The sequence below is a fragment of the Chitinophagales bacterium genome (assembly GCA_040877935.1).
In the GTDB taxonomy this organism is placed as follows: domain Bacteria; phylum Bacteroidota; class Bacteroidia; order Chitinophagales; family CAIOSU01; genus JBBDNB01.
Genome location: JBBDNB010000015.1, coordinates 18,539 through 31,059, shown reverse-complemented (window position 1 = coordinate 31,059; position 12,521 = coordinate 18,539). Strand labels below are relative to the sequence as shown.

7 protein-coding genes are annotated in these 12,521 nt (G+C 39.9%); 4 read left to right on the top strand and 3 right to left on the bottom strand.

Going from position 1 to position 12,521, the window contains the following annotated elements:
- The first annotated feature begins 216 nt into the window (after positions 1–216).
- Together WD048_03735 and WD048_03730 are read left to right on the top strand one after the other, a co-directional pair.
- On the top strand, positions 217–477 hold the full coding sequence (locus tag WD048_03735) for a UPF0175 family protein (GenBank protein MEX0811303.1): 261 nt from the start codon (positions 217–219) through the stop codon (positions 475–477).
- Positions 477–977, top strand: coding sequence for a DUF3368 domain-containing protein (locus WD048_03730; GenBank protein MEX0811302.1), 501 nt, complete (start codon positions 477–479; stop codon positions 975–977). Before WD048_03735 ends, WD048_03730 begins: the two co-directional genes overlap by 1 nt.
- Before the next feature lie 62 nt (positions 978–1,039).
- Here WD048_03730 and WD048_03725 read toward each other — a convergent pair whose 3' ends face one another.
- Complete coding sequence (locus WD048_03725) at positions 1,040–2,521, bottom strand: transporter substrate-binding domain-containing protein (protein MEX0811301.1); 1,482 nt, start codon at positions 2,519–2,521, stop codon at positions 1,040–1,042.
- A 484-nt stretch (positions 2,522–3,005) separates the two neighbouring features.
- Between WD048_03725 and WD048_03720 the strand changes: the two genes are divergently transcribed.
- Positions 3,006–5,768, top strand: coding sequence for a gliding motility-associated C-terminal domain-containing protein (locus WD048_03720; protein MEX0811300.1), 2,763 nt, complete (start codon positions 3,006–3,008; stop codon positions 5,766–5,768).
- Positions 5,769–5,773: 5 nt separating this feature from the next.
- Positions 5,774–6,379, top strand: a complete 606-nt coding sequence (locus WD048_03715) for a riboflavin synthase (protein MEX0811299.1) — start codon at positions 5,774–5,776, stop codon at positions 6,377–6,379.
- Here WD048_03715 and WD048_03710 read toward each other — a convergent pair.
- Both WD048_03710 and WD048_03705 read right to left on the bottom strand, forming a co-directional pair.
- Positions 6,368–11,443, bottom strand: coding sequence for a C25 family cysteine peptidase (locus tag WD048_03710; GenBank protein MEX0811298.1), 5,076 nt, complete (start codon positions 11,441–11,443; stop codon positions 6,368–6,370). The genes WD048_03715 and WD048_03710 overlap by 12 nt on opposite strands.
- Before the next feature lie 8 nt (positions 11,444–11,451).
- Positions 11,452–12,492, bottom strand: a complete 1,041-nt coding sequence (locus WD048_03705; GenBank protein ID MEX0811297.1) for a PorV/PorQ family protein — start codon at positions 12,490–12,492, stop codon at positions 11,452–11,454.
- Between the last annotated feature and the right edge of the window lie 29 nt (positions 12,493–12,521).

Below are 12,521 nucleotides of genomic sequence, written 5' to 3'. Positions count from 1 at the left end.
CAATTTACAAAGATATGAGTAGACGGCTGACGGTCAAATGACCGCCAGTGCGCCTAGCCTGTCCGCGCGGGCAAACCCTGCCCGAATGACTGTCAGGCGGGCATTCGGACGGGCATGAAGCATTCGGGCAAGACAAGACAGCTTTATGCTGAAAAAAATCCGAAATAAAATCAAACTCCATGAAAAAATATTATATTTGGTTAAAAGGAAAAAAAGATGAGTATTATAACGATATCAGTAGATTTTCCAAATGATATTCTTTTGGCTTTAAATGAGTCAGAAAATGATCTAAAAAAACGGATTAAAATAACATTGGCAATTCAGTTATATACATTGCAAAAATTAACAATAGGAAAAGCCGCTCAACTTTCCGGAATGTCACGGTTAGAATTTGAAAAAGAACTTTCTAAAAACAAAGTTTCAATTTCAAACTTGGACGAAGAAGATATTTTTAGTGACATAGAAAAATTAAAATAATGAAAAATGGACTTGTAATTGCCGATACAGGATCTATTTTTTCATTAGCAATCATCAATAAGTTAGAACTTTTGAACCATCTTTTTGATGAAATCAAAATACCAAAAGCAGTTTGGGAAGAAATAACCTTGGACAAGAGCACAAAGTTTTACCAAAATATTAAGATGTTTTTCAAGCCAAAAGTGGCTAATATTAAAGGGTTTAACGAACTTGCCTTTGTAATGGATTATGGGGAATCTGAATCAGTAATTCTATACAAAGAACTAAACGCAGATTTTCTACTCATTGATGACAAAAAAGCAAGAAAGATTGCCGAAAACTTTGATATAAAATGCATTGGAACTTTAGGGATTTTATCAACTGCAAAAAACAAAGGATTAATCAAAGAATTGAGACCTATTTTTAAAACCCTTCTTGAAAATGATCGATATTATTCGATTAATCTACTGAATATATTGCTTGAAAGACATAACGAACTGAAAATAAAACACAAAGCATAATCAAATACACGCCTGACGGTCAATGACCGCCAGTGCACCCACATTCAAACAAAACTTAAAATTCAAAGAGGATCTTGAGCTTTGGTATTAAGTGTATCAGCAGCAACAAATTTGTTGTAGTGCTGAAAACGTTCAAAGATTTCACTGACATATTTATACGGTTCCTGACCCCTTACATAACCATATTTGACAACCGGATCGGTGTAGTATTCCTTTGATGAAAGCTTGAGCAAATATTCCGCTACTGAGCCATCCCAAACCAAGGGATCTGCATTGTGTTTTTCTGCCAACCTTTGGGCATCGCGCACATGGTAATATCCGCAATTGTAAGAGGCAAGCACAAATTTTACGCGCTGCACCGAATCGGGTATATCGCTCCATTGTCGCCACATCTGATCCAGGTATTTTGTTCCTCCGCGAATATTGTCCTCAGGGTCGAGGATATTCGTTACGCCCAGTTCTTCGGCAGTGGCCGGCATCATTTGCATCAGTCCTCTGGCACCAGCCCAAGACTGGTTGTTGGGTTTAAACTGCGATTCCTGGTAGATCAATGAAGCCACCAGTCGCCAGTCCCAACCAATCTGCTGACTGTATTTTTTAATGATCTGGTCATAAGGGCTGATCTTACCCGTTTTGGCACTGTAAAATTCACTCCTGATCCTGCGGTTGAAATTTTTCTTGGCCTTGAAATATTTGTTGTAGATCACATAGTAATTCACTTCATTTTTCATACTGTCCACCCATTCGTTGACTGCCGTTTTTAGCTTTGGCGAATTTTTCCGGGTGGCCCAGGCTATTCGTTGCGAAAGACTCAGTTGGGTTTCTATATCCAATCCCGGATGGTAACTTCTGTTGATGGCCGCAATATTGTAATCGGCCACCGTGTATTTGATTTTTCCGTCCACTACCATTTGTATGATTTCGTCAGTGGTCAGGTTGCCGCTAAGCTTATCTATATATATATTGCCTCCAAGTTCTTTTGAAAGATTTATAAGCCTGTAATAATAGGACGAATTTTTCCTGACACTCACCGTATCACCAATTAATTCGATCACATCATTTACCAATGTTTGCTTGATATTGTGCACTTTCATGTTTCTCCAGTTTTCGGGCTTTCGCTGTACCAAAACCTGGTGTGTGGCATAGTGGTGCTCAGTGAAATCAACCAGTTTGTTTCTGCTTTCTGTAATAGTCAGCCCATGTGCAATAATGTCGCCCTTGCCTGAATTAAGCATGTCGAATACTTTATCAATATCCTCCGCTATCACAATTTCCAATTCAAGATTGAGATGTGTTGCAAGCGTCTTGAGCAACTCATATTCAAAACCCATGGGCATGCCTTTGTACAGAAAATAACTGGTCATGCCATAGGTAGTAATTGCTTTCAGTTTTCCATCTTCTTTTATCTCAGGCAAGTCCCTTTTTACCTGCGGCCCCTGCAATTCACTGCCTTCTACCAGGCCATTTTCCTGCCGACTGCTTTGGCAGGAATAAAGCGAAATAAATAGGATTGAAATCAAAAAAAAGTAGCGTACTTGATGCATAATTTTACTCCAAAAATTTTAAGAATGTAATACTCAATTCCTTAAAATATACAAAAAATCACTGTAAATGTTTTTTAAAGCACTGTTCAACTCGTGTTTATACGTAGATAAATTGTATTTGGCCAAACTTTAGTACATACCTGAGTTCGGAAATTATTTAGTGCTCAGAATGCCAGAAAATAGTGAGATTCGACTGGAAATATTGATGGAATAGCGGGCTATTTTGAGATATTTCCAGGAAGAAGATTGCTGTTTTCCGGCATTTGAAATCCATAAAACGCAATATGCAGCGTTGCATTTGCTTGGTTTATCCCGATAGACCTTCTCAAATGCGCCTTGCCTATTACGTTTTAATGAATTTCTGAGCTTTTAAATAATTATGGAACTCAGGTTACATGTTAATTCGTTAGCTATATTCCCCATTTCTGGGATTCTTTCGTATTTTAAATTAAATTTGAACTAAGCTATTTTTTAATTTCAGAGCATGCCATCAGTTTACCGTATTTTCCTTATTTGCACCACCCTCCTGTTTTTTGCGCTCAGCCTTGAAGCTACGCATAACAGAGCAGGAGAAATTACATACCGGCAAATCAGCCAGTTGACCTTTGAGGCTACTGTCACTACTTACACCAAAACAAGCGGCCCGAGTTTAAATGCAGATAGAGATTCCTTAGAAATCGACTGGGGTGACGGGACTTCAAGTTTTGTTGCAAGGGTAAATGGCACACCTGGCGGAACCAATAATGTTCCACAAGGAGAAATGATTGCTGATGACATTAAAATGAATAAATATGTTGCAACCCACACCTATCCCGGTCCTTTGCCTTTTTATGTCATCTCAATGACCGATCCCAACCGGAATGATGGAATTGTGAATGTTAACAACGGCAATTCAGTGAATATCCTCTTTTACCTGGAAGATACCATTCGGGTGCTCGACCCCACTTTTGTGGGCTACAACAGTTCACCGGTATTGCTCAACCCACCCATTGACAATGCCAATATCAACGAAATATTTTATCACAACCCCGCTGCTTACGACCCTGATGGCGACAGTCTCTCTTATGAACTGATTCCCTCCAAAGCCACTCCTGATTTTAATGTTCCGCTTTATCAGTATCCCGATGAAGTGTCACCCGGAATTGACAATAATTTCACAATTGACGCGCGTACAGGATTGATAACCTGGGATGTACCCAAAGCTCCCACAGGAGAATACAATGTTGCTATACTTATCAGGGAATACAGAAATGGAATTCAATTGGGAAGCATCCTCAGAGATATGCAAATAACTGTTAGAGACAATCAAAACAAACCTCCAATAATAGAAGATATAAATGATACCTGTATCATAGCCGGAAATAATCTGAGAATTAATGTAAATGCCAGCGATCCCGACCCTGGACAAACTGTCACGCTAACTGCTTTTGGCGGGCCGCTTGAATTTTCCAATAATCCGGCAAGCTTTCAATCTACACCGGCAATTGGCAGTACCAACGGTTTTTTTGAATGGCAAACAACTTGTGATGATATTAGAAGACAGTTCTACCAAATCGTATTCCGGGCAGAAGATAATTTTTCGAATCCTTCACTTGGCGGTTCTGCATCACTAACCGATACTGAAACCTGGTTGATCAGAGTGATTGCCCCCCCGCCTGAAAATCTTCAGGCAGAAGCAATAAACAATACAGTAGAACTGGAATGGCAAAATCCGTATCGCTGCAATGAGAGTGCTACAGATAAATTTTTAGGCTTTACTGTTTGGAGAAGGCTGGGATCGAATCCATTTCAGCCAGACACCTGCGAACCCGGCCTTGCAGGAAGAGGATACACTAAAATTTCTCAATTACAACAAGATTACAACTATGTAGATTCCAATGTTAAGAAGGGGCATTTATATTGCTACCGTGTGCTTGCAGAATTTGCTGAACAAACACCTTTTGGTTTTTTATACAACAGGGTGGAAAGCCTTCCATCTAATGAAGCCTGTTCCGAACTTAGAAAAGATGTTCCCTTATTGACCAATGTAAGTGTAGATGTAACAGATGAACAAGCCGGTGAAATGTTTGTTGCCTGGACAAAACCCATACCCAATGCCGACAACCTGGATACAGTTCAGTTTCCCGGCCCTTATGAGTTCAGGCTATTGCGTTCTGATGGTTTCAATGCACCAACTCAACAAATTGCTACTTTTAGCAGCCCTACTTTTGGTGGCTTAAATGACACAAGTTACCAGGATAACAACCTAAATACTGTTGAACAACCCTATACCTACCATGTAGATTTTTATGCCAACAATGGTGTTTTTGTAGGAAGCAGCGAACCGGCTTCTTCCATCTTTCTTGACCTGGCTGCCACTGACCGTGAAATAGAAGTGCTGTGGGAAGAGGATGTACCCTGGATCAACGAGCAATATGTAGTATTCAGGCAAAATCCCAATAGCGGATTGTTTGAACAAATTGGCGATACCATTACTGAGCAAAGTTACATTGATAATGGGCTTATCAATGACTCGCTTTATTGCTACAAAGTATTGGGACTTGGATATTATACAGGCACTAATATGCCAAGTCCATTGATCAATTTCTCCCAGGAAAAATGTGCACGGCCTTTGGATACAATTCCACCTTGTGCCCCAATTCTGGAAGTGAAAAACAATTGCAGGGAATTGAATGAAGGGGAAGGCTGCGAGGTGCAGAATATTGTGTTTATCAATGAGCTTACATGGACCTTACCCTGCGATGAAGAAGTAAAGCAATTCAATATTTATTTTTCTTCTCCTTTTGAGGACAATTATTCACTTGTTGAACGGGTAATAGGTAGCGACAGTACTTACAGACACGAACTCGGAGAATCTGTTGCAGGCTGTTATGTTATTACCGCTACCGATTCAGCCGGAAATGAAAGTGAATTGAGCAATGAGTTCTGTGTAGATAACTGCCCATGTTATAAATTGCCCAATGTATTTACACCCAATGGCGATGGACAAAATGATCTGTTTACGCCTTTTTTACCTTATCGTTTTGTTGACCGTGTAGATATGCGAATTTTTAACAGATTGGGCGGGCTTATTTTCAAAACAGAGGATCCTGATATTTTGTGGGATGGCACCAATCAGCAAAATGGAAATGAAATGCCCGAAGGCGTTTATTATTACACTTGTAAAGTCTATGAAGTTCGGGTAGAAGGCATTGTACAGAGCAAAGATGTTTTAAGCGGGTATATTCACCTGATCAGAAGTAAGTAGCAGTTATGTTCACAGGAATTATTGAAGAATTAGGGGAAGTAATTGAGCTTGAAAAAAAAGGAAGCAATCTAAACCTGAGCATAAGCACTGTCCTGAGCAGCAAATTAAAAATCGATCAAAGTGTTTCGCACAACGGAGTATGTCTTACCGTAGTTGAAAAAAGCGAAAAAAGTTATACCGTAAATATTATTGAAGAATCCCTCAATAAGTCAAATCTCGGAAAACTAAAAGTAGGAGATAAAGTAAATCTGGAGCGGGCAGCAAGAATGGACAGCCGCTTGGATGGGCACATGGTCCAGGGACATGTAGATCAAACAGGCACTTGTTTATCAATAGAAGAAAACGATGGCAGTTGGTTGTGCCGCTTTGAATTTTTGCCCAATGAACAGGCACTGATTGTTGACAAAGGCTCAATTTGCATTAATGGTGTAAGCCTAACGGTGGTGCAGTGTAAGGAAAATTGGTTTGAAGTGGCGATCATACCATACACCTATGAACACACCAATTTTCATCTCCTAAAGCCGGGAAGCTTGGTAAACCTGGAATTTGATATTATCGGGAAATATTTACTGAAATACGCAAAGCCCTATTTTTCTGCATTATCGGGCTAAATACATTTTACCAAAACCTCTTTTGAAATACTTATCAGTACCTGTATCGTATTTCTCAAGCTTTTCACCATCAATAGAAGTCACTACGCGGTAGATGTAAACGCCATTTGCCAGCGGGTCGCCATATTGGTCTCTGCCATCCCAGGCATAATCGGTCATGTTTCTACCTATTCTTATTTCGCCCAATTCAGCCTGGCTGATCTCCCTCACCACTTTTCCTGTGATAGTGAAAATCTGAATTTTCATGTAATCCGGTATCTGGCTTCCGGTAAGTGTAAATATAAAACGCGTTGAGCTTGTAAATGGATTGGGATAATTCATCACATTGCTGATCTGCGCTTCATTGATCACCTCAAAGGAAATACGGTAGTCAATTCCATCGGGCTGATAACCATAATTGCCAGATTGATTCTTGCTTCTGTCCTGCGCCTGAACCATAAGTTCGTAAACGCCATCCTGCTCAAATCTTTTATTGATCTCAATTTGAGCTGTATTGTCCTTATCCAGGTTAGAGTTACTGGCAGGGGTAAAGATCACCTGGTTGTTGTCAAAATGCTGTGGTTTCAGACTTCCATCAGGATATTTGATAAACATCTTTATCAATGAAGTATCATTCAGGGCAAGAAATTTATTTTCATCTTTCAGCTTAACCAAAATTTCAGGTTCGGCAGACACAAGGTCTCCATCAAGAATATGCACACCATCAAAAGTCACATCCAATAATGGATTTGTTAAGTCGCCACTGATACTGAAATTCAACAAGCCAATATTATTGAAATGAAATTGCTCCGGTTGATCATCATCGGGATTGACTTCTATAAACAAGCTGTTGACTTTTCCCAGGCAATTGCAATTGGTGTTGAAATCGTAGGCAGCCTCCATAATCTCATGTCCTCTGAGTGAATCACCTCGGGTATAAAATGGATAACTGCTGTTATTGCCACTAAAGATCACATACTTGATCAAAAGGCTGTCCATATCCAAATCCGTGACATTTTCCACTTTAATTCTAAGCTGTAGCTCCTGCCCTATTTCCAGGGTATCTCCTTTAAAAGTATAGCCTATGGATGGGTTCAATGCAGCTTCCGGCACCTTGTCGTAAAGAATGCGCCAGTAATCTAATTGAACAGGTGTTCTTGTGCTATCATCTCTGGAATTCATTCTCAATTTCAAAAAGGGATATTGCTTGGGATCTATGTTCAGTAAAGAAGTGCTGAACCCATTAAAATTATTGATCAACACGGTTTCAATACCCGCATTATTTACACCTATAATATCAACTGAGTTTTCGTCAAAGCTATTGGGCTCAGAACTGTGGTAATCGGTCAAAAACTGTTTCCATTTCCTTGCCGGGCCAATTAATGGAGTTTCGTATTGGCCTGAATACCAACTGGCACTAAATTGCGTGCTGAAATTGATGATGTCATTTGCTCCGGGTTTGTATTCTTCTTCAGCAGTACTTTGGTCTCCTTTTTTTACAAAAAATACCCATGGTGCAGTATTCGAGCCCTGTGTGGCAGTATTGATCAAGTTAGCACCAAGATTGTTGAGCGCATTTATCAATTGGGGGCTAAAATTAGTGTAACCCGCATTGTTTACGCTGTAAATTAAAACATAATGTCCATCAGGTATCATGTTTATAAAATCAATGATCTTATTTTGCCAGCAAGAGCTACTGGTAGGAAAAGGAAAAGCTTCGAAATCTCTTTGTTTACAATGGATGTTTCCATATATCTGATTTACATTATTACCAGAGCATGAGTTACTTGTTCCTATGTCGTCCAGGCTACTTATCCAGGGTTCTCCCGTAACTGAGTCAAAGACTGCAAATGTAAGTCCCCCGGAAAAACCACCTGAACCACCACAATTCCAGTTGTGACCCTGTCTACTGTTAATAGAATATGCCAACTGCCCCCAGGGAAGATTACCACCTTGCAAATCTGCCAATCCTGTTGAAACAGTAACACCTTTTATATCATCAGTAAATTTAAAAATGCGATCATTGTCCAAATAAATATTGCGGTAATCATCTTTCAGGTACTGATAGTAATGCGATTGATTCCAGCCGGGCTCGCCTTCCTCTAAATAAATAAACGAACTGTACCGCCAACGCGCACTCGTTCCGGGTGTGCTCGTGCTGTCTATACCAACCCGCCAGTAATACACCACACTGTCTTCATAAAGCAAGGAAGGTGTCCATTTCAGAATTCCACCCGATTGCTGAATATTGGTAGTTTGCAGTTTTGAGGAATTGAACAGTTCCGTTGTATCAATCTGCATAATATAATTTTTCATGCCTGCAAAAGCATTTGCTGTAGAAGCATTCAATTCTATACCCTGTTCATACTCTATGCTAAACTCATATGGATGAATTGGAAAAACATCTTCTGAAAGAATATTGATGGTAGTTCCCAGAGTATTATTGGTTTCTGATAATTCTGAAATTTTATATTCCGATTCAATTGTGATTTTAAAATTATTCAGGCCAAATGCAGCACTTCCACCGGTAGGGATATTTAAATACACCGTATCTTTAAAATAAGGTGCGCTCATTCTATGCTTAATTGTAATTCCCGATCCATTGGGAAAATTTCTGATCACTTCCAGATCTATGCTGTCTTTTATGGCTTTGCCAATATTGGTGACAATCACCTGCATTTCAAAGGAGTCGAGATTTACCGAAACATTGGAAGGATTAAAGCTGATCATTTGTGGTTCCAGCACATAATCCGGCTTGGTATGCGTATTGATATGAATGGAAGGGTCGCCATGCAGGGTCATTTCTTCAGCAATCATCAGGTTAAAAACAAAACTACAGCATTGCTCAATTTCAGCTGTAGCCGCCTTGATAGCATGCCCGATACTTTCGCCATATAATTCCTGACCGAGTTGCTTATACAATTGATTGGAATAAGTGAAAAGACCGCTTGAAGAACTCAAACTTGTAGTAGCCAGAAAACCAATAGCTGCTTTGTTTCTGGCAAATATAAAATCGGCACTAATACCGGGGTTTTGAGAAAAGATATTACCTGTAAAACAACCATTGGAAAGGATTACAGGATAGCGTTTGTAATTGGTATAATTTTGTGGATTGTCTAAAGCAATGTCAAAAGAGTTGGGAGATGAGTGCCCAAAAAAAGTAATCATTGAAGTACCGTCATTGATCAAGTCAGTAAGCCTTTGCGACTGTGCTATCTGAATCGGGCTGCTTGTGGTTTTAAAGAAAGATTCTACATCTGCACCATAAGAAGTGTCCACAATTGTCGATTTAAAATCATCGAGGTAAAACTTAAAAGTATTTTGTTGTGCAGCTCCTGTTCCCCCACCGAGGTGTAAAACTCGTTTCATCCAGCTTTTATTGGCGATGGTTTGATGCGGGTCACCTACTTTTCTTTGTTCTTCCTCAAAATCTATAATTTTTTCCAAATAGTGATTAATGTCTTGAGGGTCAAGGGTAGAAAGCCTGGCTATAGAAATTTGTGGTGCTATGGATCCGGGACTTGAAGCTGTGAGCAATTGATCAGCTCCGCCAAAATCCTCTCCTGTATTTCCAAAAGTGGGGATCAGGCATTGATTGTAAACTCCAGTATTCTTGCGCATCCGGTCGTAAACCCTGCCTTTCCCCAAAAGGAAAAAATATTCCGGTTGCGGAGACCAGCGGGCCATTGCAAACTTGGCAAAGTTCCGGATGGCAAGTGGGTGTTTTTGTACGCCATAAGCAAATTGATCATACAATTGCTCAATATTTACAATTTGCACATTGTAATTGCCCCCATTCATGCTTGAGCGGTAGTTAGCATAATCATTGATGTAATTATTACCATTGCCATCGTCTGTTAAAGCAGGGTGGTAAATAATAATAAAATCCCCCTGGAAAGAAGGATTGTTGTAATTGATAAAAGTTGCTCTTCTGATATTGTTTACTGTGATCACATCAGGAGAGGCTTGAGATGACAGCACAAGCTTACGCTCATTGTTGTTGGGAACAGCCGGCAATTTAAATTGTAAAGTTCCGGAAGTATTTTGCCCTTCAATCCTGATTTGATTTGTAAGGTCATACAACACCGGAGCCGTTCCCCTATTGTTGAAATCGGTAATTTCCAGATATCGGGTTCCACTTCCGCCCGGCAAGGTCATTTTCGCCAGCGAAACACCCTGCATATCAAAAGTTGCTGGATAGGTAAATTCAATATGTGAGACTGCATTATTATCTGCATTACCCGTTCCGCTTGAAGAAACCCTCAATGTATTGCTGGCGCCTATTTGCCCGTTATTTATGGAAAAATTGTGTTTATTGGTAGCAAAACCCGTGAAGCTATTGTCATCCAGCACATTGTTGTTCCATTCAATAATAACCCTGTGCGGAGTATTTGAAATACTTATTACTGAAGTATTGACTGTGGCTGATGGGCCACCACTGTATAAATCAGGAGCATTTAAATTATAAGCTCTTGAATTGCCTTTGCTGATAACTCCATCATAAAAACCTTCACCTTCATCAAAAATAGCTCGATAGGAAGGTTGTGTACCAAGGTAGTATGGTTTCCCTGCATTAAATATGGCATTAAACTGCAAAAGATTTCTTTTCCAATAATAGTTTTCTGCCGATGGTAAATTGCTCAGGTCATTGGCTACATTATTTACCGGCAAGTTGGGATCAGAGGTATTCCAGGCGAGGTAATAGGCTGCTGTGTCATTAAACAAGCTGTAATTAGGGTTGAGCTGCCAGTCGGGATCAGTGTAAAGTTCTGCATCAAGGCTGCCGTCATTGGGTTCACCGTAAAACTCTATATAATCATTGCTGCCCATAATTCCCGATGTACTTGCATAAAATGGAACCGCCTCGCCATTTCTGTACAAATTGAAATTGGCACCCGGGACATTGGGGATTTGCGCCTGATTGAGTGTGCTTTTGTTAATCCGGTACAGACCCTTTTTAGCTACTTTAATTTTGTAATACTGTTTGGTGAAATCAATCCATTCATTGCCAAAAGGCTGAGCTGATGCTGAAAAAGTAAGCAGCATCAACAATACCGGGACAATATTTTTAAGGATGTATTTCATCGTTTGGTTTACTTATTCTTCTTGCGGTTTATTCCCAAATTCAAAGACACTGCATGGGTAAACAAAGTGTTTTTCTCAGTAGTCATGCGGGTATAGGCATAGTTGATATCAAAAGTCTTGATCCGAATTCCCACGCCAACATTCGGCTGGAATGAAGTTCTTGATTTCCCACTTTCATCTGTCAATTTCTGAATGTTATTGACTCCACCTCTCAGATAAACAATTTCAAGATAGTTGAGTTCTAAACCAAATTTAGGATCAAAACTCACGGTATTGGTTTTCAATGCTACATTTCGTTTTCCATCAGTGGTCATTTCTATATCAAAAGCGGGCACTATGTAGAATTTATTTTTTATATCAAATTCATAGGAAACTCCTGCAATAAATCGCGGTACGGTAACTTCCAGCGAATTCTCTGGAATAATATTATTGGTTTGATGCAGTACCTGTTGCTCTCTTTCAGTAAAAGAAAAACTCCAGGCATTGAAAGTACCTGTTACATCTCTTGCCATTAATCCTAAACGAAATTTCTTGATCTCATAGGTAATCCCGGCATCCAGGCCAAAGCCCCAGGCTGTAGCAAATGAACCGGCAGTGCGATAGATCAATTTAAAACTACCGCCAATACTCAGCCCTTTAATTTTAGTTTTTTGCGCATAGCTGGTAATAAAAGCATAATCGGCCACGGAAAAGGATTTGATATTGTCGTAATTGATCGTTCCATCAGGCTCTATCAATTCTAAGGTATTGGGAATATCATCCACTCCAAGTCGAATAAATGAAAAACTGAGGAATTTGTCTTTTCCTTTCAGCGGAGCAGCAATGGCACCGTAATCGTATTTGGCAATAGAGGCAAAATACTCAGCATGCATTACCGAGATTTGAAAATCATCTCCTATGCGTGTTAGCCCTGCGGGATTCCAATAGCCGGCTGTTACATCATCCACCAGCGATACATTGGCATTGCCCATTCCCAGTGCGCGTCCACCCACTCCTATGGCCAGGAATTCATTGCTGTATTTGCGCACCTGTGCATTTACATCACTCAAAAAAAGAAAACTTAAAAGGAAGACAAGAG

What these genes read in the sequence shown, in the direction of transcription:
- WD048_03730 (MEX0811302.1), top strand. Translation starts at nt 477, where the DNA reads ATGAAAAATGGACTTGTAATTGCCGATACAGGATCTATTTTTTCATTA.
- WD048_03710 (MEX0811298.1), bottom strand. Translation starts at nt 11,443, where the DNA reads ATGAAATACATCCTTAAAAATATTGTCCCGGTATTGTTGATGCTGCTT.
- WD048_03725 (MEX0811301.1), bottom strand. Translation starts at nt 2,521, where the DNA reads ATGCATCAAGTACGCTACTTTTTTTTGATTTCAATCCTATTTATTTCG.
- WD048_03715 (MEX0811299.1), top strand. Translation starts at nt 5,774, where the DNA reads ATGTTCACAGGAATTATTGAAGAATTAGGGGAAGTAATTGAGCTTGAA.
- WD048_03735 (MEX0811303.1), top strand. Translation starts at nt 217, where the DNA reads ATGAGTATTATAACGATATCAGTAGATTTTCCAAATGATATTCTTTTG.
- WD048_03720 (MEX0811300.1), top strand. Translation starts at nt 3,006, where the DNA reads ATGCCATCAGTTTACCGTATTTTCCTTATTTGCACCACCCTCCTGTTT.